Raw genomic sequence first — 25,326 nt, forward strand, 5'->3', positions numbered from 1 at the left:
CCGGAGCCTGGCTGTTTCCAACCAGGCACCGGGGAGCGTCATGCGCGTCTGCGACTAGTTTGCCGCGGCGACTGCTGCCGGCGGCATGAAGGCCGCCAGCGGTTCGGCGCCCTCGTGCGAGTGGCCCCAGTAGCTCTCAGCGGTGATTTCCTCGGCGGTGTAGTAGGACTCGTCGACGAGCATGCCGTCGGTGCCGTACTCGATGTCCCAGCCGCCCGGTGCACGGACGTAGAAGGAAACCATGTGGTCGTTGGTGTGGCGGCCCAGCGATGCGGTGATGTTGAAGTCCATCTGGCGCACCTTGTCGTAGGCGCGGCCCACGGTGTCCAGATCCTCGACCTCCACCATCAGGTGCACCAGGCCCGGAGCCTCGCCGTGCGGAGCCGGGCCCATGGCCAGCGAGTGGTGGCGCTGGTTGCAGCCGTAGAAGCGGAAGCGGGTGGCCGGGCGCTCCGGGCCCAGGCGGACGGCGCCGCGCGGCAGGAAGCCGAGCACCTCGGTGTAGAAGGAGGTGGTCTCCTCCATCTTGGTGGTCGGCAGCACGACGTGGCCCATGCCCTGCGCGCCGGTGATGAACTTCTGCGCGTAGCCGGTGATCAGCGGGGTGTGGTCCATACGCGGGCCGAAGAAGATCTCCACCGGGTGGCCGGCTGGATCGGTGAACGTGATGACCTGCTCCAGGCCGCGCTCGTCGTTTTCCTCTTCGGTCAGCCAGGTCACCGCGATGCCTGCGGCCTCGACGTCCTTGGCCACGGCGGCCAGGGCGAACTGGTCGCGGACCTCCCAGCCCACTGCGACAACCTGGTCTACGTCGCCCGGGAGCACAATCAGGCGGGCTTCGCGCTCGTCCATGCGCAGGTACAAGCCGTCAGGGTTCGGGCCGACGGTTTCTGCGAAGCCCAGGGCCTCGACGGTCAGTTCGCGCCAGCGGGCAATGTGCTGGGTCTGAACTTTCAGGTATCCAAGTCCACGGATGTGAGTCATTGTCTGTTCCTTGTTTGTATCTAGTGAGTTCCCGGGCGTCGCCCGGTGCTCTTGGTGATCTGGTCCTAGACTGCCGCGGGCAACCTTAAGTTCATTGGCGGGTCGGCAATCGGGCGAATGGTGAATCCCATGCTCTTATCAATCAGAATGCGCTGCTGGAAGCGTTCCGCTTCCAACCAAAGCGCTTCGTCCGAGTCAAGAACATCCTTGACGAAACCTGTACGGACCAACTGTCCATCTTTGCGCAGTTCCACGTGTTTGCCCGAGAACTGGCTCCAGCTGGCTTTGCGTGCCATTGCGTCTCCTTTCGCTTGCGGGCTGTATGGCTAGACTGCCCAGACCAGGTTGGCCGCCGGTTCCACACCGATCTCTGTAAGGATTGCTCCGTGGTAGCTGGGGCCTGGGACGTGAATCGCGTGGGCCAGGCCCATATGGGCGTCGCGCCAGAAGCGCTGCACCGGGTTGTTCAGGCGCAGGCCGTTGCCACCCGAGCGGGAGAGGATCATGTCAATCGCATTGGTGGCGCGCCATGCAGCCTGGATCTGGGTGCGGCGGGCGACGGCACGCTGCTCCAAGCTGATCTCGCCGCCGGCTGCCACGGTGTCGTACAGGCGGTTGATGCTGGCCAGCAGGGTGTCTCGGGAAGCGCTGATCTCGCCGGCCGCCTCGCTGACCGCGTACATGGTGTACGGATCCTCGACGGACTTGAAGCCGTTGATCTGCACACGCTCGCGCTGGTAGTCCATGTGGGCCTGCAGCGCGCCCTCGGCGATGCCGATGACGGCGGAGGTCAGACCTACCGGGAAGATGCTGTAGAACGGCAGGCGGTGGATCGGCTCGGTCTTGCCCGCTTTGCGGGCCACTTCGCCCGCGAACAGCTCGGCTTGGTCGAGGGCGCGGTACTCGGGAACGAAGACGTCATCGATGACGACGTCCTTGCTGCCGGTGCCCTTCAGGCCCACGACATTCCAGGAGTCATCGATAATGGTGTAGTCCTTGCGCGGAACCACCACGTGCAGGAAGCGGGGCGGCTGGACCGGCTTGCCCTCGGAGTCGCCCAGGAAGGCCCCCAGGATGACCCAGTCCGAGTGGTCGGTGCCGGTGGAGAACTGCCAGTGGCCGGAGAAGCGGTAGCCGCCCTCGACTGGGGTCGCGGTGCCCATCGGTGCATATGGCGAGGAGACCCAGACTTCGTCGCTTTCGCCCCAGATTTCTTCCTGCAGCTTCGGGGACATGAGTTCCAGTTCCCACGGGTGCACGCCGACCACGCCGGCAACCCAGCCGGCGGAGCCGTCCAGGCTTGCGAGCTTCATGACGGTTTCGGCGAATTCCACAGGGTGGGCGTGGGTTCCCCCGTACTCCACCGGAGCCAGCAGCTTCATGACGCCGGACTCGCGCATGATCTGCACGGTCTCGTCGCTGAGCTTGCCCAGTTCTTCGTTGACGGAGGCCAATGCGCGCAGCTCATCGGCACGGGTGGTGAGGACGTCGCTCACGGTGGTAATCGTCATGGAATTCTCGCTTCCTAATCAAGCTCGTCAAACTTTGCTGCTGGCTAAAATCTAGGCAAAGAATCGGCTTAACGTGACCTATGTCTCAGCCATCGGGATTGTCGATTTCGACTCGATTTCCCGGGCTGGAATGCGGCATCCCGGTCATCGGGATCCGCCCTGTTTTGGCTCGCTCCACCGCAATAAGGTTCACCAAAGACCAATTTGTATCCGCAGATCGAGGAGCCAATCAGATGACTACGGAACTTCGCAATGCGCCGGGCGGATCGCCTGCAGCCGGCGCCGACGCAATCCTGCGTGAACTGCCCACCGAGCAGGGAACGCTGCGCTACTGGGAAGCCGGCCAGGGCCGCCCCCTGGTGTTCCTGCATGGATCGGGACCGGGCGTCAGCGGATGGCAGAACTTCGGCGACGTGCTGCCGGCCTTCGCCGAGCACTTCCACTGCTACGTGATTGAATTCCCGGGCTTCGGCGTCAGTGACCCCACCGACAAGCACCCCATGCCGGCGGCCAGCCAGGCGGTCATCGACCTGCTGGACGGGCTGGGCCTGGACAAGGTCGACATCATCGGCAACTCCATGGGCGGCATGGTCGGCACCCTGTTCTCCATGAGCCACCCCGAGCGCGTGCGCCGCCTGGTGACCGTGGGCGGCCTGGGCCTGAATGCCTTCGCGCCGTTCCCCGCCGAGGGAATCAACCTGCTGATCGCCTTCACCGAGGACCCGACCCGCGAGCGGCTGATCCAGTGGCTGCGCTCCATGGTGTTCGACGAGGAAACCGTCACCGAGGAACTGATCGAGAAGCGCTGGGCCCTGGCCACCGAGCCGAAGACCTTGGAAAGCGCGCGCCGCATGTACAGCTCCGCCGCCATGAAGGCGCAGATCGCCGCCCAGGCCGAATCCGATGATCCGCCGGCATGGTCCATGCTGCACAAGGTCAAGGCCAAGACCTTGATCCTGTGGGGCCGCGATGACCGCGTCACCCCGATGGACGCCTCGCTGATCCCGATGCGCACCATCCCGGACGTGGAACTGCACGTGTTCCCGAAGTGCGGGCACTGGGCCATGATCGAGCAGAAGGCCGCCTTCGAAAGCGTTGTCGTTGAATTCCTGAACCGTGAGGAGAGCACGTCATGACCAGCATCGTCAGCACCCCGCGGATCACCGCGCTGCAAACCCGCGTCGTCGAGGTCATCAAGGAAACCCACGACGCCCACACCCTGGTGCTGGAGCCTGCGGCCGAGCAGGCCGACAGCTTCCGCTACCGCCCGGGCCAGTTCCTGACCCTGCGCATCCCCAGCGACCGCGACCAGGACGCCGCGCGCTGCTATTCGCTGTGCAGCTCCCCGGAGCAGGACGAACGCCTGAAGGTCACCATCAAGCGCACTCGCGACGGGTACGCCTCGAACTGGATCTGTGACAACGTGGAAGCCGGCCACGTGCTTGAGGTGCTCAAGCCTGCCGGAACCTTCGTCCCGTCCTCCCTGGACACCGACTTCCTGCTGTTCGCTGCAGGCAGCGGCGTGACCCCGGTGCTCTCCATCCTGAAGTCCGCGCTGATCGCCGGCACCGGGTCGATCACCCTGATCTACGCAAACCGCGACGAGCAGAACGTGATCTTCAAGGACGAGCTGGTCGCGCTGACCAAGGCCTACTCGGGCCGCCTGCACGTGATCCACTGGCTGGAGAGCGTCCAGGGCATCCCTGACCTCGCCTCGATGACCGCGCTGGCCAAGCCCTACGCGCAGCGCGAAGCGTTCATCTGCGGCCCGGGCCCGTTCATGGACTGCATCGAGACAGTGCTGCAGAACCTGGGCGCCGCCCCGGAGCGCATCCACATCGAGCGCTTCAACTCGCTGGAGGCGAACCCGTTCGCCCCGGTGGATCCGCTGGTGGTGGATGCCGATGGCGAAACGGCCGAGGTCGAGGTGGAACTGGATGGCAAGACCAGCAACGTTGCCTGGCCTGCCGGCAACAAGCTGCTCGACGTCCTGCTCAACGCGGGAATCGACGCCCCGTTCTCCTGCCGCGAGGGCGCCTGCAGCGCTTGCACCTGCATCGTGCTGGAAGGCGAAGTGGAGATGGAGCGCAACGAGGTGCTCGAACCGCAGGACCTGGAAGAGGGCCTGATCCTGGCCTGCCAGGCCAAGGCGCTGAGCCCGAAGGTGAAGATCACCTACGAAGGCTAGAACCACCATCAGATGCCCCGCCAATGGCGGGGCATCTGCTGTTTTTGGCTGAAATTCTTCTATCGGGATTCCCGCAACATTCCCCGCTGTTGTGCAGGGCATGCAAGTGGAGGGTTCCAATGACCTCGATGCCCCACGCGCTGTATGCGGTCGAAAAGAAGATTCGTGATGATGCCGGGACCCTCGGGGGTCGCATCGACACCGCAGGGTTTGACCGTGAGGAGCGGAAAGTTCGGGATGAGGGGCTTCGCGGCATAAAACTCGACGTTGCGCGGGCATCTGCAAGGAATGTCGTCGCTCGCGCCCAATTCTTGAACTCCACCCTCTCGGCCCGGGAAACAGCCGAGCTGCTTGGCCTGGCCGCGGTTAGGCGCTGCAGCGCAGCCGGGGCTCTCCTACGTGATGGCGCAACTCCCGGTGGGAATCCATCCGCAGGCAACCGAAGGGTTCTTCACATCGGAGAATACGGAACTGGTGGCAGGAGGGCAGCGCTGCACTCCGGCGCAGTGGCTCGCCAGGGGAGGGAACCGCGACCCGTCGCCAGGCAGAAGGCGGCACTGGAGCTGGTGGTATGACTTCGGGCTACAGTGAGCCCGCAGGCGCAGGCCGGGGCATCCCCCGGCAACCGCGGCAGCCGGGCCCGGTCAGGAAGCCGCGGCCCGATCTGCGAGCTTGAGGTGGCCTTGCACCGTCTCATCGCGCACCGCCGCGCGCAGGGTCTCGCAGCCCACGAACTGGTCACGCGGCAGGTTGCCCGTAGAGCGGGCGGGGCGCTCGCGGCACAGGTCCAGCGCCTCGTCGTTCCACTGGACGCTGGTCTGCTCCCACGCGCTCTTGCGCACCTGAACCTTGGCCAGGCATTCGATGCAGCGCACCTGCTGCACTGCGGCGTCTTTTTCTTGCTCGAGGTTCGACATTACGCCAGCTGCTTTCCGTTGACTCGGCGGAGGATCAGGTTGCGGGCCGAGGACCTGGTCCACAGGTCCATCGGCATGGTGGTGTCCACCTCGTATTCGAAGCGCTCGGTCATCTGCGGGGAGACATCCTGCTCGTCGACGAAGAACTGGGAATACCAGCGGTGCAGTGCCGCGACGGGGCTGCTAGCCCCGCGTGCGGCCCGGCAGCCCGTTGCGGCTGCGTCGTCCAGCTGCGCGCGCACGGCCCCGGTGATGGAGCGCAGGATCTGCGTGGCGTGCCCGGCGGCGGCGGTCTTCAATTCAGGGGCCGGAGGCTGCTCGGTGCGGACCATAACCCCGGTCATCAGCACCAGGTGCTGTTCATCGATGGGGTAGTGCGCGGTGAGCACGATGGCATCGAGATTGCGGTCTTCCATCACATAGTCCAGCTGCGCAATCATGACGGCCGGCCCGTAGTAGCTGGCCACCGAGTCCGCCAGCTGGATCGCCGCGGCGTTGGGCGCCGGATCCTTCAGCTGGTAGCTGTGGTGCAGCGGCCCCTCGAAGTACTGGGTGGCCAGCTGTCCTTCGAAAACGTTCTTGAAGTACAGCTGCTCGCCCTTGGTGACGTGGGGCGAATCGGCCAGATGCACCACGTGCTCCATGACCTGGCCGGTGCTGGCGGCCAGGGTGGTTTCCTTCCACGCCCAAGCCGACCATTCAAGGTCCTCGTCATCCTCCGCGCCAGTACCGCTGCGCAGGCGGGGGATCGCCAGGTTCTGCGGCGGCGGATTGCCCTGCGGGTCGTGCCACACGTAGAACAGGCCGTCCTGCTCAAGGCAGGAAAGCTCCTGCGGGGACTGTTCGGTCTCCAGCCGGGCCGCCAACTGGTCTTGGCCATCGGCCTGCACCCGCAGGGTTGCGCCGAAGGCGGCGAGGCGGTGCGCGCCGCCGTCGCGGAATCTGTGGGACAGGCCAAGGCAGTGCCAGCCTCGCGCGTAGCGCGCGGGAACAGCGTTCGGCGGCTGATCGCCAAGCGGCTGCGGATCGACCCGAACCATGTGCATCCCATTCCTTCGTCACACCTGACCTGGAGACGCTCCTCCGGAGACCTGGTCCCGGAGAAGGCGTAAATCTATATCTAGCCATAAATTTCCGTTTTGGAAACGGTGAATCCCGGTGTGCGGGACGTCACAAAAACCGCCGGCTTGGGTTTGTCCCGAATTGTCCTACTGGATGGGATGCGCCATCCGCGCATCCTGCCGGGTCTGATTGGGTAGCGCTCACACCCATGTGGACGACAAAGGAGAAACTATGTCCAACAATCAGGTTTGGGACGATGAATACGAGGTCGTAGTTGTCGGCTCCGGCGCTGCGGCCTTGGCCGGCGCCTACACGGCGGCACGGCGCGGCCTGAAGACCCTGCTCGTGGAAAAGACCAACCTTCTGGGCGGCGCTTCGGCCTACTCCGGCGCCTCCTGCTGGCTGCCGGGCACCCAAGTGCAGCAGCGCGCGGATGTCGAGGACTCCGGCGAGTCCGCCAAGGCCTACCTGCAGGCCGTCATGGGTGACCACGAGGTTGAACGCCGCGAGGCGTTTGTGGACACCGCCCCGGAACTGGTTGAATTCTTCGAGTCGGATCCTGCCATCGAGTTCTACTGGACCGCATTCCCGGACTACTTCAACGCCCATGAGAGCAAGCCGCTGGGCCGCTCCATGATGCCGGTGGACCTGCCGCGCGAGGAAATCGGCGAGCTCGCCGATCTGGTGCGTCCGCTGGTCGAATACGACCGCTACAACCAGCCGCATCCCGACGGACCGCTGACCGCAGGCCAGGCGCTGATTGGCCGCCTGCTGCTGGCGCTGACCAACACCGGCAACGGCACCATCCAGCTGGAGACCGAACTGGTGGACGTGGTCTCCGAGGACGGCCGCGTGACCGGCGCGATCGTCAAGAACGCCGAGGGCACCCGCCGCATCCGCGCCACCGAGGGCGTCATCCTGGGTGCCGGCGGCTTCGAAGCCAACCAGGACCTGCGTACCGTGAACGGCACCCCGGGCAGCTCGGGCTGGACCATGGCTCCGGCAGGCGCCAACATCGGCACCGCCATCCGCGCCGGCCAGAAGGCCGGCGGCGCGGTGGAGCAGCTGCACCAGGCTTGGTGGTGCCCGGGCGCCGCACAGCCGAAGGGCAACGCGGCCTTCGCGCTGGGCTTCCGCGGCGGCGTGTGGCTGGATGCCAACGGAAAGCGTTTCGCCAACGAGTGCCTGCCCTACGACCAGATGGGCCGCGTGCTGGCCGCCGCGCCTGAGCGCATCCCGTCCTGGTTCATCTTCGACTCCCGCTTCGGCGGCGAACTGCCGGGCATTATGCGCCCGTTCAACACCACCCCGCAGGAGCACCTGGACGCCGGCACCTGGGTCAAGGCCGACACCCTGGAAGAGCTAGCTGCCGCCACCGGCCTGCCGGCCGACGCGCTGCAGGCAAGCATCGAGCGCTTCAACGGCTTCACCGTCACCGGCGTGGACGAGGACTTCCACCGCGGCGAGAACCCCTACGACCAGTTCTTCGCGGATCCTGAATACGGTCCGGGCCCGACCCTGATCCCTGTGGACCAGGCGCCGTTCTACGCCGCCCGCATGGTCCTGAGCGATCTGGGCACCAAGGGCGGCCTGCGCACCGACGTGGACGCCCGCGTGCTGCGCGAGGACGGCACCGCCATTGAGGGCCTGTACGCGGTGGGCAACACCAGCGCATCCTTCTCCGGCGGCTTCTACCCGGGTCCGGGTACCCCGCTGGGTTCGGGTATGGTCTTCGCCTACCGCGCAGCCCAGACCCTGAAGGCACCGGTCCAGGCGCAGGTCGGCTAGCCTCCGGAACCGTGCAGCATGAGGGCCGGGGCCGGCGGGAACAGCATGGTGTTCCCGCCGACCCCGGCCTTCGGCATGCCTGTCGAATGCGCCACCTGGCCGGTGCAACGGCGGCGGGCGCACCAACGAAGAGGGCCGGAATCCCTGTGGATTCCGGTCCTCCTCGCGCCCGTTCAGGCGGCTGGCTGCGTTAGCCCGCCAGCGCTCCGGCGGGGCGGTGCCCACGTTCCAGCGCGGACGCCGCGTCGGCGTACATGATTTCCTTGACGGCGCCCAGCGTCTGGGGGTGGGCCGGTACGTGGGCGGAGGCCAGCTGGACAGCTCGTTCGACAAGCTGATCCACCGGTACTGCCTCGTCCACCAGTCCGGCGGCCGCGGCCTGGTCGCCGTCGAAGCGGCGCCCGGTCAGCATGGCGTCGCGCGCCTGCGCCGCGCTGAGCTTGGACTGCACCAGGGCGGCCATGCCTTCGGTGAAGGCGATGCCGATGTTCACTTCGGGGAAGCAGAAGAAGCCGCGCTCGGTGCGCATCACCCGGTAGTCGTGGGCCATGGCCAGCAGCGCCCCGCCGCCGAAGGCGTGGCCGTTGACGGCCGCCGCGGTGGGCATGGGCAGCGTCAGCACGCGCCGGTACACCGCCTGCAGCTGGCGGACGTAGTCCGGGTCGAGTTCCACCGGGCCCTCGGCCTCGGCCACGTCCAGGCCGTTGGAATAGAACTTTCCCGTGCCGGTGGTCACCAGCGAGGTGGCCGGTGAGGCGAGGACCTCATCGAGCAGGTCGTTGACTTCCTGCAGCCAGATGACGCCCTGGCGGTTCTGATCCGCACCCAGATCCAGCACGGCGGTGGTGCCAATGAGTCGCAAGCTAGGCACGGGCACCTGCCGAGGCCGGTGCGAGCGGGCGGATGCTGCGCTTGAGGATCTTGCCGGCCGCGTTGCGCGGCAGCTGGGCGGTGATTTCCACGCTGCGCGGCACCTTGTAGTTGGCCAGCCATTTGCGGCAGTGGGTGATCACGTCCTGCTCGGTGAGCTGCGAGCCCGGCAGCACCTCGACCACCGCGTGCGCGACCTCGCCCATGCGGTCGTCGGGCTGGGGGAGCACTGCGCAGGCGGAGACCCCGTCCAGCGATCCGATGGTGTTCTCCACCTCGGCCGGGTAGACGTTGAACCCGCCTACGGTGAACATGTCCTTGATGCGGTCCACGATGCTCAGGTAGCCGTCCTCGTTGAGCTTGCCCATGTCCCCGGTGTGCAGCCAGCCATCGGCGTCGATGGCCTTGGCGGTGGCTTCCGGGTCGTCCAGGTAGCCGAGCATGACGTTCTCGCCGCGGACCAGGACTTCGCCGGCGGTGCCCGCCGGGACGTTGCGTCCGGCGGTGTCCACGACACGCACCTCGAAGCCGGCGGTGGGCCGGCCTGCGGTGCTGGTGACGGTGTGCGCGCTGTCGCCCGGACGGCACATGGTGACCACCACGGCCTCGCTCAGCCCGTAGGCGGTGGTCAGCTGCTGGACCCTGGCCTCGGTGCGCAGGCGCTCAAGCAGCCGGTCCGGGACCATGGCGGAGCCGAGCACGGCCAGGCGCCAGTTGGTTTCCTCGGCGGCAGGGAAGTTCGGGTGGTCGAGGATCGACTGGTGGATGGTCGGGGCGCCGGGGATCACGCTGATCTTCTCCTCGCGCAGCAGGCGGACCGTTTCATCCAGGTCGAAGGTCGCCATGGGGTAGATGGCCGCGCCGGTGGCCAGGCAGACCAGGATGCCGACCTTGTAGCCGAAGGTGTGGGAGAACGGGCTGACCACCAGGTAGCGGTCCTCTTCGGTGATCTGCGCGTGGTCGGCCCAGGCGTAGCTGACGCCCAGGGACTGGCGGTGCGCGGAAATGACGCCCTTGCTGCGCCCGGTGGTGCCGGAGGTGAAGATGACATCCGCGATGTCCTCCGCGGTAACCTGCGCGGCGCGTTCGGCCACCAGGGCCGGGTCCGCGCCGAGGCCGGCCGCCAGGAAGTCGTCCCAGCCGGACAGCGGGAGCACCGCGGTGTCCACCGGGGCGCCGGACTCCCCAGCTGGCAGGCTGACAAGGGTTTTCAGCTTCGGCAGGCCCGGGACCACGTGGGCCTCGTCGGTGTAGCCGAGCTGTGCGGCGCCCTCGACGAGCAGCCGGGTGTAGGAGGTGTCCAGGAAGCCTTCGGCCACGAACAGGACCCGGGCCTCGGCCCGGGAGAGGATCTGGTGCGCCTCGATGCCGCGGTAGCGCGAGTTCAGCGGAACCATGGCCGCTCCCACGCTGGTGGCCGCGAGCGCGGCGATCACCCAGCGTGCGGTGTTCGGCGCCCAGATGGCGACCTTGTCCCCGTGTTTCACGCCGCTGGCGATCAGCGCCGCGGAGGTCCGGCGGACCTGCTCGGCCAGCTCGGCGAAGCTCAGGCGCACCGGCCCGTCGACCAGTGCTTCCCGGTCGGTGAAATGCTCGGCGGCGTAGGCCACCAGGGCGGGGATGGTTTGCGGTTGCTCATGGCTCTGCATGCACGTGGCTCCCTTGTCTTTTCGCAGCACCGTCCTCAACTGTTGGGACGCTCTGTATTGGCGTAATCCAGCTGGAACTTCACCCCGGGCAAGCCTGTCGGGGCGTGCGCGGGGGAAATAGTTTGAGGCTACTGAGGTTGGGAATGCAACGCGGGAGCTGTCCCGGTGGGCGGGAGTCGGGCAAACCGCGGTCCGGCTGTGCAAGCAATGCCGGCCGATGGTTCATCCAGCGGAGCTTCGGAGAGCGGACCTACTTCACCAGGCCCTTGTTTCCGTGGAGGGTGCCGGTCGGGAAACCCAAGGTGACCGGTTGCGGCGACGCGCAGCAGGATTCGGGCTCCGGCTGGCCAGTTTCGCAGCCCGAGGCGTCCTGGGCCGGGGCATCGCAGGATCCGCCGAGATCCGTGGAGCAGACCCCGGTCTCCGGCAAGGAGAGCTGGACGCTCGCGGCGGCCTGCAGGTCGCCGGCCAGATGGGCGGCGATGGACCGGATTTGTTCGTAGCCGGTGGCCATCAGGAAGGTCGGGGCGCGGCCGTAGCTCTTCATGCCGGCAATGTAGAAGTTCGGCTCCGGGTGGGACAGCACGCGCTCCCCGTGCGCGCTGACGGTGCCGCAGCTGTGGAACTCCGGATCGATCAGCGGCCCGAGTTCGCGCGGGGCTTCCACCGCGGGGTCCATCTCCAGGCGCAGCTCGGAGAGGATCGACAGATCCGGGCGGAAGCCGGTGGCCGGAACGATGTAGTCCACGTGCAGTTCCCGCCCGTCGGCGCCCACGACCAGGGTGCGCTCGCCGTTTTCCAGGCGCACGATGGAGAGGTTTTCAATGAGGTCGACCTGCCCGGTATCGACCAGGCGGCGCAGGCTGGTGCCCAGCTGCCCGCGGGCCGGGAGCTGGTCCGCCGCGCCTCCGCCGTAGAGCTTGACCGGGTTGGCGGTTCCGCGCAGTCCCCACATGATCTTCGTGTCCGCCTGGGCGCTCTTCAGCCGGCCCAAGGAAATCAGGGTGTTCGCCGCCGAATGCCCGGCGCCGAGCACCAGCAGCGTTTTGCCTGCGAAGGCGTCCCGGTCCGCGCCCAGCGGATCGGGCAGCGGCGAGGTGATGGCGCCGCGGGAGCGGGCTTCTGCCTCGCCCGGGGCTTCGAGCCCCGCGCGTCCGACGGGATTGGAGGTATTCCAGGTGCCGGAGGCGTCGATCACCGCACGGGCGGTGACGTCACGGATGCCTTCGGGGGACTGGGTGCGGACAAGGAACAGCGCCTGGTCGCGACCTGCCGTGCGGGTCTTGTCCAGGCCGATCCCGTCGTCTAAGACGCGCGAAACGCCGATGACGCGGTGCAGATAGCGGATCGAGGGTGCCAGGGCGGGGTGCGCGGCCAGCGGCAACAGATAGTGCTCCACCAGTTCGCCGCCGGTGGGCAGGGAGGTTTCCCGCGGCATGTCCCAGTCGCCCAGGCAGCTTCCCGCCGGTGTTTCCAGCAGCCGCCGGGCGGCCGCGTCGACATTGAATTTCCACGGGGAGAACAGCTTGATGTGCGCCCATTCATGCATGGACGCCCCGGCAGCTTCGCCTGCTTCGAGGACCAGGAACTGCTCTCCGCGCTCGCTGAGGTGCGCGGCGGCGGCCAGTCCGATGGGACCTGCGCCAATGATCACGATGGGATGGCTGTTGTTCACGGGGGTTCCTAACGCTGTGGGAGAAGTTCGCTGATGAGATGTTCGATGCGGGTGCGGATCTCGTCGCGGATCTTGCGCACCGGCTCGATGCCCTGGCCTGCTGGATCATCCAGCGTCCAGTCCTCGTAGCGTTTGCCGGGGAAGATGGGGCAGGTGTCCCCGCAGCCCATGGTGATGACGACGTCGGAGGCCTGCACGGCCGCCGTGGTGAGGATCTTCGGGGTTTGGGAGGAAAGGTCGATGCCCTCTTCCTGCATGGCCTGGACGGCGGCCGGGTTCACCTGGTCGGCCGGGGCCGAACCTGCCGAGCGGACTTCGATCCGGCCTTCGGCCAGGTGCTGCAGGTAGGCGGCGGCCATTTGGGAGCGTCCCGCGTTGTGGACGCAGACGAACAGCACCGAGGGCTTGGTATTCATGGGTCAGCCTTTCAGCGGCGAAGATGCGGCGGGGAAGAATTTGCGCGACCAGAGCGCCACGTAGACCAGCGCCACGAGGATCGGCACCTCGATCAGCGGGCCGACCACCCCGGCCAGGGCCTGGCCGCTGGTGGCGCCGAAGGTGGCGATGGCGACCGCAATGGCCAGCTCGAAGTTGTTGCCGGCGGCGGTGAAGGCCAGGGTGGTGGTGCGCTCGTAGCCCAGCTTCAGGGCGCGTCCGATCAGCATCCCGGCGCCGAACACCACAACGAAGTAGATCAGCAGCGGCAGGGCCATGCGGGCCACGTCCCAGGGGTTGCTGATGATCGCGTCCCCCTGCAGCGCGAAGAGCAGCACGATGGTGAACAGCAGCCCGTACAGCGCCCACGGGCCGATCTTGGGAAGGAAGGCGCCCTCGTACCAGTCGCGGCCCTTGGCCCTTTCGCCCACGGTGCGGGTGAGGAATCCTGCCAGCAGCGGGATGCCGAGGAACACCAGGACGGAGAGCGTGATCGCGCCGACGGAGAATTCCGCGCTAGTGGTCGGCAGGCCCAGCCAGGCGGGGAGGACCTGCAGGTAGAACCAGCCCAGGGCGCCGAAGGCCACGACCTGGAAGATCGCGTTGACCGCCACGAGCACGGCGGCGGCCTCGCGGTCGCCGCAGGCCAGGTCATTCCAGATCATCACCATGGCGATGCAGCGGGCCAGTCCCACGATGATCAGCCCGGTGCGGTATTCGGGCAGGTCGGGGAGGAACAGCCAGGCCAGCAGGAACATGAAGGCCGGCGCCAGCAACCAGTTGAGCACCAGCGAGGTGATCATCAGCTTCTTGTCGGCCAGCACGCGCCCGGTTTCGTTGTAGCGGACCTTGGCAAGGACCGGGTACATCATGACCAGCAGTCCCAGCGCGATGGGCAGCGAGACGCCGGCGACCTGGACGGAATCCACGATCTGGCCGAGCTGCGGGACCAGCCGGCCCAGGCCGAGGCCCAGTGTCATGGCCAGCAGGATCCAGACCGCTAGGTAGCGGTCCAGGGTGGAGAGCTTCCCCGGAGCCCGGCGCGCAGCGGGAGTTGTCGTTGGTGGCACGAAGCATCCTTAGGTAATATTGATGTTCATCGATATAGGTTTCCGGTTCGAGTATGATGACTTGCATCGAAGAATGTCAATTTAGGTAGGTGCTCCGAATGACGGCAACCCCGGTGGCGGATGACGCCGCGAGCGCGGCCTGCTGTGCCACCTGTGCCGCGCCGGCCCTGGCCGAAGCCGCGGCACGTGAAACCGCGCGGCTGCTGAAGGCGATTGCCGACCCGAACCGCCTGCGGCTGCTGTCCATCGTCAAGCACGGGCCCTCGGACGGCACGTGCGTGTGCGATCTGACCGAACCGCTGCAGCTGGGCCAGCCCACGGTCTCGCACCACCTGAAGATCCTGGTGGATTCCGGGCTGCTCGCCCGCGAGAAGCGCGGGACCTGGGCCTATTACACCCTGGTTCCGGAGTCATTGGACAAGGCCGCCGAGCTGATCTCGGAACTTTGAGCGTGAAGCCGCCCGCCGGTGTTCAGCTGCGCCCGATGGCCGCTGGGCAGTGGCCGGGCGTGGAGCGCATCTACCGCCAAGGCGTCGCAGGCGGACTGGCCACCTTCGAGAGCGCCGTCCCTTCCCGGGAGGACTTCTCGGCGCGAAAAATTGCGCAGCTGGGTCTGGCCGCGGTCCACCGGGACAGCACCGTGATCGGCTGGATTGCCGCGTCGCCGGTGTCCGCACGCCGGTCCTATCGTGGCGTGATCGAGCATTCAGTATACGTCGACGCCGCGCAGGCGGGCCTGGGCGTGGGCACCGCCCTGCCCGGAGTGCTGGGCTACCGGGAGCGCAGTGCCCAAGCGCCGGCAGGCCCCCTGTCGGGCCGGTGGATCGACACGGTCCTGTACGAGCTGCGCCTGGAGCCGGGCGCAGCAACGCACACCTAGGCCACGATTCCGTCGAGGAACAGCGCGCTGCAGTCCTTGGTCAGCTGGTCCAGCGTGTACTTCTTGGACGGGGAGAACCAGCGGGCGGTCAGCCACAGGGCGTCGCGGACCAGGCGGTGCACCACGTGGGCATCCAGGTCCTTCTTGAACACGCCGGAGGCGATGCCCTGCTCGATGACTTCCACCCAGAGCTTGGCGATGTCGCTGCTGATGGCGCGCGCACCGGTGGACTTGGGCAGCTTCTGGATGTACGCGACCTCGTTCTGGTAGATCTGCGTGGCGTACGGGAAGTCGCGGATGATTTCCAGGGTGATGCGGATCAGCTGGTTCAGCGCCTCGCGCGGTTCGGTGCCCGAATCGGTGACGCTGCGGTAGCGGCCCTGCAGCTCCTCGAGGAACTCGGTCAGGATCTCCTCGACCATTTCGTCCTTGGAAGCGAAGTGGTGGTAGAGGCTGCCCGAGAGCATGCCCACCGAGGCGGAGATTTCGCGCACCGAGGTGCCGCCGATGCCCTGCTCGGCGAAGAGCCGGGCAGCGTTGTCGAGGATGACAGTCCGTCGGGCCGGGGCGGTCTTTTCAGCCATATGTCGCTCTTTCGCAGAAGGTGCAGGTGCAGGAGGTTCCGGGTATTCGCCGCGCGCCGGGCGCTGCGGAGTCGAATTCCATCCTAACAACTAACCAAGCGCTCGTTATTGGCGTGGGGCGCGTCCCGGCCACCGGGATGCATCGCTCGGCCCGCCATGGCGCCGGGATGTAATGGTGGGCGGCGCGAAGTAACCGCCGTCGATTTCTTTCCCCGAAGGAGCAGCCCATGAGGAACTGGACCCACCACTACGCCCGGATCAACGGCATCCAGATGCACTACGTGGAAGAAGGGCAGGGCCCGCTGGTTCTCCTGCTGCATGGTTTCCCGCACACCTGGTTCAGCTGGCGGCACCAGATCACCGCGCTCGCCGAGGCCGGCTACCGCGTGGTGGCTCCGGATCTGCGCGGCATGGGCCAGACCGAGGCGCCCGAAGAGCTTGCGGCGTACCGGGCCGATGTCATCACCGCGGACCTGGTGGGCCTGCTGGACCACCTGGGGGAGGAACAAGCGGTGGTCTCCGGCATCGACTACGGCATGTTCGCCGCCTACGACCTGGCCGCCGAACACCCCGAACGCGTGCGCGCGCTGATCGGCCTGCAATACGCCGGGCTGCCGCACTACGACGCGCTGCCTTCGCTCACCGAAATCGAGCGCGGCAAGGAAGCCTTCAACCACATGGCCTACTACCACGTGGATCCGCAGGGCGCCCGCGCCGACTACGACGCGAACCCGCGCGAGATCATCTCCAAGATCTTCCACGTGCTCTCCACCGACGGCGACTTCGGCGCGGTGTACGCCAACCCGCCGGGAACCGCTTACCGCCAGGCGCTGCCGCAGCCGCCGGCCCTGCCCTGGTCCTGGCTGGATGAATGGGAACTGGAAACCTATGTCAGCGACTTCTCCCGCAGCGGCTTCGGCGGCGGCATCAACTGGTACCGCGTGGCTGACCTGAACTGGGAATACCGCAATGCCCGCGCGGCCGGACGCACCAATGTCCCGTACTACTTCCTTGGCTCGGAGACCGACCTGCAGCTGGCCGAGCAGTACGGCGACGGCATCCAGGCGCAGCTCGACGCACAGCACGAGGACGTGCGCTCGGTGCAGACCGTGCCCGGGGGCGGCTACCTGATCGCCATGGAGCGCGCAGCGCAGGTCACCGACAAGTTCCTTGAATTCCTGCACGACATGGACCGGGTGAACGCCTGAGGCTGAAGCGCACCTAGAATTGCCGCAGGGGCCGCATTGCGGTCTGCGAGGACGGCAATGAGGAGTTTGCGTGCAGTGGATTGAGGCGGCATTCGTCCGCGGCGGAACCAGCAAGGGCCTGTTTTTCGCTCAGGACTGGCTTCCGGAGGATGAATCCGACCGGAACCGGGTCTTCGCCGAGGCGCTGGGCTCCCCGGACCGCTTCGGCCGCCAGCTGGATGGCCTGGGCGGCGGGATCTCCTCGCTGTCCAAGGTCATGGTGGCTTCCCGCTCGCAGCGCGAAGGCGTGGACCTGGACTACACCTTCGGGCAGGTCGCGGTGGATACCGGTGAAACGGACTACGCCGGGAACTGCGGCAACTTGTCCTCCGGCGTGGTTCCCTTCGCCCTGGAAGCAGGGCTGGTCCAGGCCCCGGACGGTCGGCGGGAATTCACGCTGTACAACACGAACACCGCGAAAATCGTCCGGGTGGTCCTGACCGTCATTGAAGGGCGCGCCGCGGTAGGCGGGAAGCTGTCGCTGCCCGGGGTGCACGGCACCGCCGCGCCCATTGAACTGAGCTACCCCGACCCGGCGGGAAGCCGCAGCGCGGGGCTGCTGCCCACCGGCAACCCGGTGGATACGCTGCGCGTCGAGGGGCACGACTACCCTGTCACCCTGGTCGACGCCGCGCTGCCCACGGTGGTCATCGAGGCGTCCCGGCTGGGGTTGGAAGGCACCGAAAGCCCGGAGCAGATCGACGCGAACAAACCGGTGATGGAACTGCTGGAGAAGATCCGCCGGGCCGGCTCCGCGGCCATGGGGCTGTGCGCGACGTCTGAAGATGCCGCGTTGGTGATGCCGAAGATCGTGCTCGCCGCGGCTCCCGCTCCCGCGATGCTGCTGGACGGGACGCTGAGCGATGCCGCGGAGTCGGATCTGGTGATCCGGGTGATTTCCATGGGGCAGACGCACAAGGCGGTTCCGGGCACCGGGGCCATGTGCTTGGCGGCCGCGGCGCAGGTTCCCGGCAGCATCCCTGCCGCGCTGGCCAGCGGCCGGCAGGGCGAGGTCATCCGCCTGGGCACGCCGTCGGGCTCGGTGTCCGCCGCCGCGCACTTCGACAACGCGGGAAAGCTGGCGCACACCTCGCTGCTGCGCACCGCGAGGGTCTTGATGAAGGGCTTCGTGCAGCTGCCGCGGTAGGAATCCCGCGGCAGCCGCACGATGCTTTCAGAGCGGACGGTTAGCCGACGCTGCTCAGCGGCAGCAACCGCTCGCGGTCCGCCGCGTACGGCGAGTCGGCTTCCGGCAGCGCGCCGTGGTGGCTGTTCGGCTCCATGACGCAGTGCGTACGCCCGTAGACCGTATACATGCACTTGTTGCAGTGGATGCAGCGGCTGGTGACCGTGGAATCCTCGCGGATGCGGTTGACCAGGTCGGGCTCGCGCAGCAACCCGCGGCCCATGGCCACGAAGTCGAAGCCCTCGCGCATGCCGGTGTCGATGTGTTCGCGGTTGTTGATGCCGCCGAGCAGGATCAGCTTGGTGTGCTTCATGGCCGGCACGAACTGGCGCGCCGCGTCCAGCATGTACAGGTCCTTGTACGGGAAGCTGCCCAGGGCGAACTTGCCGAACAGCCGCACGCCGGTTTTCATCGGTTCCTTCACCACCGCCGCGAAGTCAGAGACCGGCACGTCGCCGCGGAACAGGTACATCTGACGGATGATCGAGGACCCCTGGGTCAGCTCGATCGCGTCAAGGTTGCGGTCCTCGTCCAGCAGCTGCGCGGTGCGGATCGAGTCGTTCAGCCAGATGCTGCCCGGCAGCCCGTCGTCCATGCTGATCTTGGCGATGACCGCGATCTTGGACCCGACCTCCGCACGCACGCGCTGGGCGATCTCGCGCACGAAGCGCGAACGGTTCTCGATGCTGCCGCCGTATTCGTCCTTGCGGCGGTTCAGCAGCGGGGAGAGGAAGGAGCTGGGCAGGTAGTTGTGCCCGAAGTGCAGCTCCACGGCGTCGAAGCCGGCTTCCACCGCGATCCGGGCGGCCGCCCCGAATTGCTCGATGACCATGGCGATTTCCTCGCGGCGGATGGCGCGGCAGTATTCCATGGAGGAGGGGTTCACGAACTTGCTCGGTCCCATGGAGGTCACGCCGGTGATCTTCTTGGAGGCGACCATGCCCGCGTGGCCCAGCTGCGCGGAGATCGCACCGCCCTCGGCGTGGATCGCGTCGGTGAGCCGCTTGAGCCCTGGCAGCGACTTCTCGCTCATCAGGATCTGGCCCGGCGCCGAGGCGCCCTCGGGGGAGACGCAGCAGTAGGCCACCGTGGTCATGCCCGCGCCGCCGCGGATGAAGTCCAGGTGGAAGTCGATCAGGTCATCGGTGACCAGGCCCTTGGGGGAGCGCCCCTCGGAGGTGGCGGCCTTGATGATGCGGTTGCGCAGCGTCACCGGGCCCAGGGTGACCGGGGCGAACGGATCGGGAATTGTCGTGGTCATGCTCATCCTTTTCGCGGCACGAGGCCGGGTGGTGGGATAGGGGATAACAAACAGAGACAAGGGGCCCCCACCATGGTGCGGACCGTGGTGGGAGCCCCTTTGCCGGGTGCGCCGCCGAAATTCCTAGAGGGCGTCGGCGACAAGCGCGTCGCCGATGACCGGCTCCACGCGGGACTTGATAGGCAGGCGGCCCTCGCGCACCGCGTCATCGATGCTCTGGCTCAATGACGAGCAGCTCAGTGCGGTGGTGCCGCACACGCTGTCCCGGGCATCGGCCGTGGCTTCGGCGAAGCGGGGGCACGAGGTCGCCGCATCGCTGACCCACTGCACACTGGTGTGCGGGATGCTGAACTTCTCCACCAGGACGGCGGTCCCGCACTGCTGGCAATCGATCTGTTTCATGAGGTGCTCCTCGCTGGCCCGTTTCCGGGCCGATAGTACTTTTCCCCTGCATCGATGCGCCGGGTGCGTGGTTAGTCGGTAAAGGCTAGGCCTTGGCCTTGGTTGGATCCTGTTCCGGAACGATGCCCTTGGCCACGTTTTCAGCGACCTCGACCTTCCAGGTCTCCAGTGCCTTGGTGGTGTCCACTTCGAACTCGAAGCGGGCGACCATGTCCTCGGTGATGTCCTCGACATCCACGAAGAACTGCTCGTACCAGCGGCGCAGCTGGTAGACCGGGCCGTCTTCGGCGGTCAGCAGCGGGTTCTCGATGCGGGTCTTGTGCTTCCAGATCTCCACGTCCTGCTTGAACTGGGTCTCGACGCCTTCGGTGAACATGTCGGCCATGGCGTTGGCCTGCTCCTGGGTGACGCCGTCGATGGTGTGCACCGAGGTGCCAAACATCAGCACGAACGAGTCCTGCGAGATCGGGTAGTGGCAGTTGACCAGCTTGGTTTCAACGGTGGTGTCGCCGGCAACGGTGTACACGGTGTCCAGCATGAAGGACGGGCCGTAGTAGGCGGCGTCGGAGATGGTCTCCGAGTCAGGCATGTCCAGCTGCACGCCGGTGTGGATGTCGTCGCGGCCGGTCGAGCGCATGTGCTGCGCGGCGACGTGGCCCTCGAAGATGTTCTTGAAGTACTGCGGCATCTGGTAGTGCACGTAGAAGAAGTGCGCCATGTCCACCACGTTGTCCACGATCTCGCGGCAGTTCGAGCCCTCGACCAGGAAGGTGTTCCAGGACCAGTCGCTCCACTCGTCGGTGCCGAAGCCCGGAATCTCCGGGATGGTCACGTCAGCCGGAGGAGGGTTGCCCTGCGGGTCGTTCCAGACGAACAGCAGGCCGTTGACCTCCATGGTTTCCCAGGCGGCGGTGCGGGCGCGCAGCGGCACGCGCTGTGCGTACGGCACGTCCTTGCACTTGCCGTCGCCGCCCCAGCGCCAGTCGTGGAACGGGCACGAGATCTCGTCGCCCTTGATTTCACCCTTGGACAGGTCGCCACCCATGTGGCGGCAGTAGGCGTCCAGCACGTTGAGCTTGCCCTTGGTGTCGGCCCAGATGACGACCTTGGTGCCGAAGACCTTGATGGTGTGCGGCTTGCCGTCGCGGAAGTCCTTGGAGCGGCCCAGGCAGTGCCAGCCGCGGGCGAAGCGGGTCGGGTTGCTGCCCGCGTCGATCAGGCGGACTTCGTCGAACTGCTCGGAATCGGTGATTTCGGTCATGTCAATGGACATGGCTTCTCCTTTGCGTTGGTGTGGTGCCGGCGATCCGTAAGGTGCCGCCGAAGGGTAGCTGCGCACCGATGGCAGGGCCATCATCGGTGAAGGCCTGTTTGGTGCAGCGAGCTGGGGGTCTTGCAGGGTTGCTCAGCGCATGAGCACTTGCCCGCCGTCCACCGGCAGGGAATGCCCGGTGATGTAGCGGGAGTTTTCCGAGCAGAGGAACACGACCGCCGGGCCGATGTCCTTCTCGGTGTCACCCATGCGCCCCAGCGGAATCGTCGCGATGTACTCGCGGGCTTCCTTTGGGTTGATGCGCTCCCAATGCTCAAGGGAGGGCGAGGTGGCCAGCGGAAGAATTGCGTTGACCCGGATGCCGTCGGCTGCCCATTCGCAGGCGGCCGTGCGAGTCAGCACGCGGATCGCTTCCTTGGCGGCCGCGTAGCCGCCGTAGCCGGTCGGGTTCCACCGCACGCCCGCGGCCGAACCCAGGTTCACGATGGCGCCGTCATTGCCCTGCATATGCGGGTGGCAGGCGCGCATCAAGCGCCAGGTGGCCAGCGGGCCGGATTCCATGCCGCGCAGGTAGTCCTGCTCCGCCAGGTCCAGCAGCTGTCCATGCACGGTGGTCTGCGCGTTGTTGACCAGGATGGACAGGGAGCCGAAATGCTCCACCACGTCCCCGACCAGCTTTTCGATCTGTTCCGGGTCGATGACGTCGCACGTGAACGCATGGGCGTCTCCGCCTTCCGCGCGGATCTGGGCGGCCGTGTCTTCCACCTTCTGCGCGGTGCGTCCGGCGAGCGCTACCCGCGCTCCTTCGAACGCCAATGCGCGGGCGATGCCGCGGCCTACGCCCTGCCCCGCTCCGGTGATCAAAGCCACCCGGCCGTCGAGTACACCCATGCCTGCTCCTATTCGTTGCCAACGCTTCAGCACTCAGTGTGCCAAGCGGATGTGACGAGGATCTCCTCTTATCCCACTGTCTGGGACTTTGCGCGGAGCGGTTTTCGGATCGGCAACATACTGATTTCACGCTCGCGCAGGGCGGCCGGCATCCGGCCCCCGATCCACGCAGTTAACTGCGTCGCGCAGGACGCTTGGCGATCCGCGCACTCCCGGGAAGGAAGCCCCGGGAACCACCGATGCACCGCGGGCGTACATCACTCACACCGCACAGAAAAGGAAGCGCCATGGCGTCCTCCGGGCAGCATGCCTCACCGAAAACGGCCAAGTTCCCTGGCTACGCGAAAATTGTCAGCGTCCTGCTGGTCGCCGAATTCGTCGGCACCTTTGAATCAGCGATGATCTTCATCGCGCTGCCCAGCATGATGCACGAGTTCAACGTCGACGCGGCTGCCATCGGCTGGGCCGCGACGGCCTTCCTGCTGGTGGCCGCCGCCTCCGCCGCGGTCTGCGGACGACTGGGCGACATGTACGGGCGCAAGAAGCTGCTGGCGATCGTGCTGGCGATCTCCGTGGTCGGCTCGATTATCAGCTTCACCTTCGGTTCGCTGGAAGGCGTGATCCTGGGCCGTGCGCTGCAGGGCGTGGCCGGGGCGACGCTGCCGCTGTGCCTGGGCCTGGCCCGCCAGGAACTGCCCAAGGAAAGGGTGCCGAACGTGATCGCGCTGATCGCCGGGTCCTCGTTCCTGGCCGGCGCCGGCGGCAACCTGATTGCCGGCGTGCTGCTGCAACTGGGCAACTGGAAGGCGCTGTTCATCGTTTCCGGCGCCATGGGCCTGATCGCCGCGCTGATGGTCATCACCATGCTGAAGACCTCCCCGGTGGCCCGCGGCGAAGTCCGCGGCATCGACTACGTCGGCGGCCTGCTCTTCGCGCCGGCCGTGGCCCTGGTGCTCTACGGCCTGACCAACGCCAGCGCCTGGGGCGTATTCAGCGGACGGACCCTGGGCTTCGTGCTCGGCGGCCTGGCAGTGGCGGCCCTCTGGGTCGCGTGGGAGCTGCGCGTTTCCAACCCGATGATCAACCTGCGCCTGCTCAAGGCCAACAAGATGGCCTTGACCCAGCTGTGCACCGCGGTGCTGGGCATCGGCCCGCTGGTGGCGGTGGGCATCCTGACCCCGCTGATCCTGCTGGCCCCGGCCACCGACCCGGCCGGCCTGGGCGTCTCGCCTGCCGTGGGCGGCCTGATCATCTTCAGCGCCGCGACGCTCAGCTTCGTCGGCTCCCCGTTCAGCGGCAAGGTCGCCGCGGCCGTGGGCGCCCGGCGTGCGCTGCTGATCGGCATCGTGATCAGCTTTATTGGCTACTCGATGATGTTCTGGGCCGACAACAACCTGCTGACCTTCATCATCAACACCTACGTGATCTCCATCGGCGTCATGTTCTCCTACACCGCGTTCCCGAACCTGGTCGCCGAATCGGTGCCGCTGGAGAACACCAGCGAGGGCATGGGCATCAACACGGTGACCCGCACGATCTTCATGGCCGTGGGCACCACGGTGCTGACCGTCGCGCTGGCCTCCTCCACCGTGGAGGGAACCATGGTCTCCACCGAGTCAGCGTTCAACACCGCCTACATCATCATCTGCGCTTCCTGCGTGATCGGCTTCCTGCTGGCGCTACGCATCAAGGATGCGCCGCGCACCGACGCCGCGGATCCGCAGGATTCCACCCTGAGCGTCCAGGGACGCTAGGCCCCGCGCGCAGCGGGTCCGGCACCACCCGGACCCGCCATATTCCACCCGCCCCGGCTTGCTCGACGCATCGAGCGGTCCGGGGCGGGGACCCGTCCGCCGGTGGCGCATCCCAAATCTCGCGCGCCGTTCCGGACTTTCTTTCAGTACGCATTACCCAGCGCCCGGTTCCCCGGGCGCTGTCGCAACCATGCACTGACAACAGCAAAGGAAACACGATGGCGTCGTTTCTAGACAAACAACAGGCCGGGGCCACCCGGTCCAGCTATGCAAAGATCATCACCGTGCTGATCGCCACGGAACTGGTCGGCACCTTTGAATCCGCGATGATCTTCATCGCCCTGCCCAGCCTAATGGCCGAGTTCCAGACGGACGCGGCCACCGCCGGCTGGGCGGCCACCTCCTTCCTGCTCGTCGCCGCGGCCTCCGCCGCGATCTGCGGCCGCCTGGGAGACATCTACGGACGCAAGAAGATGCTGGTGATCGTGCTGTGCATCTCGGTGGTCGGCTCGATCATCAGCTTCACGGCAGGCTCCATCATCGGGGTCATCATCGGCCGCGCATTCCAGGGCGCGGCGGGCGCAACGCTGCCGCTGGGCCTGGGCATCGCCCGTGCGGGCATCGAGAAGGACAAGGTCCCCGGTGCCATCGCGCTGGTCGCCGCGGTATCCTTCATCGCCGGCGCCGGCGGCAGCCTGGTCGCCGGCGTGCTGCTGGACCTGGGCAACTGGCACGGCCTGTTCATGGTCTCCGGCATCCTGGGCCTGATCGCAGCGGTCATGGCCATGACCATGCTTGACCGTTCCACCGGACTGAGCAAGGACGACCGGAGGATCGACTACATCGGAGGCTTGCTCTTCGCCCCGGCCGTGGCACTGGTGCTCTACGGCGTTTCGAACGCGGCCGCCTGGGGCATCACCAGCGCCCGCACCTTGCAGTTCGTGCTCGGCGGCCTGGCCCTCGCCGCGATCTGGATCTGGTGGGAACTGCGGGTCCAGAACCCGATGATCAACCTGCGCCTGCTGAAGACCAACAAGATGGCGTTGACCCAGCTGGCCACCGCGATCCTGAGCGTGGGCCCGCTGGTCGCCGCGCAGATCATCGGCCCGATGATCATGCTCTCCCCGGCCGGTTTCGGCGTGGGCCTGGGTCTGTCGCCGACCATGGGCGGACTGGTCATCTTCGGCGCCGCGTCCGTGGCGTTCATCTGCTCGCCGATCAGCGGGAAGATCGCCGCGAAGGTGGGTGCGCGCCGTTCGCTGCTGATCGGCGTGGTCATCTGCGTGATCGGCTACGGGGCGCTGTTCTGGGCGCAGTACAGCGTGCTGAGCTACATCATCGCGATCAACGTGGTGTTCATCGGCACCATGTTCGCCTACACCGCGTTCCCGAACCTGGTCGCCGAGTCGGTGCCGGTGGAGAACACCAGCGAGGGCATGGGCATCAACACCGTCACCCGAACCATCTTCATGGGCGTGGGCACGACCGTGACCACCATGGCGCTGGCCTCCTCCACCGTGGAGGGCGTTGGGGTTCCGTCGGAATCCGCCTACACGCTGACCTACACGATCGTCCTGGCCACCAGCCTGATCGGCTTCGTGGTTTCTTGGCTGATCCGCGACCGGAAGAACGGGAAGCGTGCCGCCGGCACCGCTGCCGCCGGTAACGAGGATCTGGTCGGAGCCGTCGAAAGCTAAGC

Annotated in this window: 24 protein-coding genes; 9 read left to right on the forward strand and 15 right to left on the reverse strand. The window is 66.7% G+C overall.

Annotated features, from left to right (window positions below):
* Window positions 1-54 precede the first annotated feature (54 nt).
* From ATC04_RS01210 to ATC04_RS01220, 3 genes are all read right to left on the reverse strand, one after another.
* Entirely contained in the window at window positions 55-984 is a 930-nt protein-coding gene (locus ATC04_RS01210; RefSeq protein WP_047120477.1) for a VOC family protein, read from the reverse strand.
* A gap of 65 nt (window positions 985-1,049) precedes the next feature.
* Window positions 1,050-1,280, reverse strand: a complete 231-nt coding sequence (locus ATC04_RS01215; RefSeq protein WP_047120476.1) for a hypothetical protein — start codon at window positions 1,278-1,280, stop codon at window positions 1,050-1,052.
* 30 nt (window positions 1,281-1,310) lie between these two features.
* A complete protein-coding gene (locus ATC04_RS01220; RefSeq protein ID WP_047120475.1) occupies window positions 1,311-2,495 on the reverse strand; it encodes a hydroxylase in 1,185 nt (394 codons plus the stop codon).
* A gap of 233 nt (window positions 2,496-2,728) precedes the next feature.
* On the opposite strand from ATC04_RS01220, the gene ATC04_RS01225 reads away from it, so the two are divergent.
* Window positions 2,729-3,631 (forward strand): alpha/beta fold hydrolase, encoded by a 903-nt coding sequence (locus ATC04_RS01225; protein ID WP_047120474.1) that lies wholly within the window; start codon window positions 2,729-2,731, stop codon window positions 3,629-3,631.
* On the forward strand, window positions 3,628-4,683 hold the full coding sequence (locus ATC04_RS01230) for a ferredoxin--NADP reductase (RefSeq protein WP_047120473.1): 1,056 nt from the start codon (window positions 3,628-3,630) through the stop codon (window positions 4,681-4,683). Before ATC04_RS01225 ends, ATC04_RS01230 begins: the two co-directional genes overlap by 4 nt.
* Window positions 4,684-5,327: 644 nt before the next feature.
* Here ATC04_RS01230 and ATC04_RS01240 read toward each other — a convergent pair.
* Complete coding sequence (locus tag ATC04_RS01240; RefSeq protein ID WP_047120471.1) at window positions 5,328-5,600, reverse strand: hypothetical protein; 273 nt, start codon at window positions 5,598-5,600, stop codon at window positions 5,328-5,330.
* Entirely contained in the window at window positions 5,600-6,640 is a 1,041-nt protein-coding gene (locus ATC04_RS01245) for a hypothetical protein (protein WP_152666914.1), read from the reverse strand. The genes ATC04_RS01240 and ATC04_RS01245 overlap by 1 nt, the downstream gene beginning before the upstream one ends.
* A 253-nt stretch (window positions 6,641-6,893) precedes the next feature.
* Between ATC04_RS01245 and ATC04_RS01250 the strand changes: the two genes are divergently transcribed.
* Window positions 6,894-8,450, forward strand: a complete 1,557-nt coding sequence (locus ATC04_RS01250; protein WP_047120469.1) for an FAD-dependent oxidoreductase — start codon at window positions 6,894-6,896, stop codon at window positions 8,448-8,450.
* A 190-nt stretch (window positions 8,451-8,640) separates the two neighbouring features.
* On the opposite strand, the gene ATC04_RS01255 is transcribed toward ATC04_RS01250, so the two are convergent.
* The 5 genes from ATC04_RS01255 to arsB form a co-directional block, all read right to left on the reverse strand.
* Window positions 8,641-9,321: an enoyl-CoA hydratase/isomerase family protein gene (locus ATC04_RS01255; protein WP_047120468.1), complete on the reverse strand. Its 681-nt coding sequence runs from the start codon at window positions 9,319-9,321 to the stop codon at window positions 8,641-8,643.
* Window positions 9,314-10,969, reverse strand: a complete 1,656-nt coding sequence (locus ATC04_RS01260) for an AMP-binding protein (protein WP_047120467.1) — start codon at window positions 10,967-10,969, stop codon at window positions 9,314-9,316. The genes ATC04_RS01255 and ATC04_RS01260 overlap by 8 nt, the downstream gene beginning before the upstream one ends.
* A gap of 250 nt (window positions 10,970-11,219) precedes the next feature.
* Window positions 11,220-12,644 carry an FAD-dependent oxidoreductase gene (locus ATC04_RS01265; protein WP_047120466.1) on the reverse strand — a complete coding sequence of 475 codons (1,425 nt, stop codon included), beginning with the start codon at window positions 12,642-12,644 and terminating at the stop codon, window positions 11,220-11,222.
* An 8-nt stretch (window positions 12,645-12,652) separates the two neighbouring features.
* A complete protein-coding gene (locus ATC04_RS01270; RefSeq protein WP_047120465.1) occupies window positions 12,653-13,060 on the reverse strand; it encodes an arsenate reductase ArsC in 408 nt (135 codons plus the stop codon).
* A 3-nt stretch (window positions 13,061-13,063) separates the two neighbouring features.
* Window positions 13,064-14,149 carry an ACR3 family arsenite efflux transporter gene (gene arsB / locus ATC04_RS01275; protein WP_047120464.1) on the reverse strand — a complete coding sequence of 362 codons (1,086 nt, stop codon included), beginning with the start codon at window positions 14,147-14,149 and terminating at the stop codon, window positions 13,064-13,066.
* Window positions 14,150-14,247: 98 nt separating this feature from the next.
* Here arsB and ATC04_RS01280 point away from each other — a divergent pair, with 98 nt between their 5' ends.
* Window positions 14,248-14,598: a metalloregulator ArsR/SmtB family transcription factor gene (locus tag ATC04_RS01280; RefSeq protein WP_047120463.1), complete on the forward strand. Its 351-nt coding sequence runs from the start codon at window positions 14,248-14,250 to the stop codon at window positions 14,596-14,598.
* Window positions 14,599-14,600: 2 nt separating this feature from the next.
* Entirely contained in the window at window positions 14,601-15,029 is a 429-nt protein-coding gene (locus tag ATC04_RS01285) for a hypothetical protein (protein ID WP_052772546.1), read from the forward strand.
* On the opposite strand, the gene ATC04_RS01290 is transcribed toward ATC04_RS01285, so the two are convergent.
* Window positions 15,026-15,613: a TetR/AcrR family transcriptional regulator gene (locus ATC04_RS01290; protein ID WP_047120462.1), complete on the reverse strand. Its 588-nt coding sequence runs from the start codon at window positions 15,611-15,613 to the stop codon at window positions 15,026-15,028. The genes ATC04_RS01285 and ATC04_RS01290 overlap by 4 nt on opposite strands.
* A gap of 227 nt (window positions 15,614-15,840) precedes the next feature.
* On the opposite strand from ATC04_RS01290, the gene ATC04_RS01295 reads away from it, so the two are divergent.
* Together ATC04_RS01295 and ATC04_RS01300 are read left to right on the forward strand one after the other, a co-directional pair.
* A complete protein-coding gene (locus tag ATC04_RS01295; protein WP_047120461.1) occupies window positions 15,841-16,821 on the forward strand; it encodes an alpha/beta hydrolase in 981 nt (326 codons plus the stop codon).
* Between the two features lie 70 nt (window positions 16,822-16,891).
* Complete coding sequence (locus ATC04_RS01300; RefSeq protein ID WP_047120460.1) at window positions 16,892-18,007, forward strand: PrpF domain-containing protein; 1,116 nt, start codon at window positions 16,892-16,894, stop codon at window positions 18,005-18,007.
* A gap of 40 nt (window positions 18,008-18,047) precedes the next feature.
* On the opposite strand, the gene ATC04_RS01305 is transcribed toward ATC04_RS01300, so the two are convergent.
* The 4 genes from ATC04_RS01305 to ATC04_RS01320 form a co-directional block, all read right to left on the reverse strand.
* Window positions 18,048-19,307 carry an NADH:flavin oxidoreductase gene (locus tag ATC04_RS01305; protein WP_047120459.1) on the reverse strand — a complete coding sequence of 420 codons (1,260 nt, stop codon included), beginning with the start codon at window positions 19,305-19,307 and terminating at the stop codon, window positions 18,048-18,050.
* A 123-nt stretch (window positions 19,308-19,430) separates the two neighbouring features.
* Window positions 19,431-19,709 carry a hypothetical protein gene (locus ATC04_RS01310; RefSeq protein ID WP_047120458.1) on the reverse strand — a complete coding sequence of 93 codons (279 nt, stop codon included), beginning with the start codon at window positions 19,707-19,709 and terminating at the stop codon, window positions 19,431-19,433.
* An 85-nt stretch (window positions 19,710-19,794) separates the two neighbouring features.
* Window positions 19,795-20,982: a Rieske 2Fe-2S domain-containing protein gene (locus ATC04_RS01315; RefSeq protein ID WP_197413501.1), complete on the reverse strand. Its 1,188-nt coding sequence runs from the start codon at window positions 20,980-20,982 to the stop codon at window positions 19,795-19,797.
* A 132-nt stretch (window positions 20,983-21,114) separates the two neighbouring features.
* Window positions 21,115-21,873: an SDR family oxidoreductase gene (locus tag ATC04_RS01320; protein ID WP_047120457.1), complete on the reverse strand. Its 759-nt coding sequence runs from the start codon at window positions 21,871-21,873 to the stop codon at window positions 21,115-21,117.
* Window positions 21,874-22,160: 287 nt separating this feature from the next.
* On the opposite strand from ATC04_RS01320, the gene ATC04_RS01325 reads away from it, so the two are divergent.
* Window positions 22,161-23,627 (forward strand): MFS transporter, encoded by a 1,467-nt coding sequence (locus ATC04_RS01325; protein ID WP_047120456.1) that lies wholly within the window; start codon window positions 22,161-22,163, stop codon window positions 23,625-23,627.
* Between the two features lie 218 nt (window positions 23,628-23,845).
* Complete coding sequence (locus tag ATC04_RS01330; protein WP_052772545.1) at window positions 23,846-25,324, forward strand: MFS transporter; 1,479 nt, start codon at window positions 23,846-23,848, stop codon at window positions 25,322-25,324.
* Window positions 25,325-25,326: the final 2 nt, after the last annotated feature.

This window comes from Arthrobacter sp. YC-RL1 (assembly GCF_001454985.1).
GTDB lineage: Bacteria > Actinomycetota > Actinomycetes > Actinomycetales > Micrococcaceae > Glutamicibacter > Glutamicibacter soli.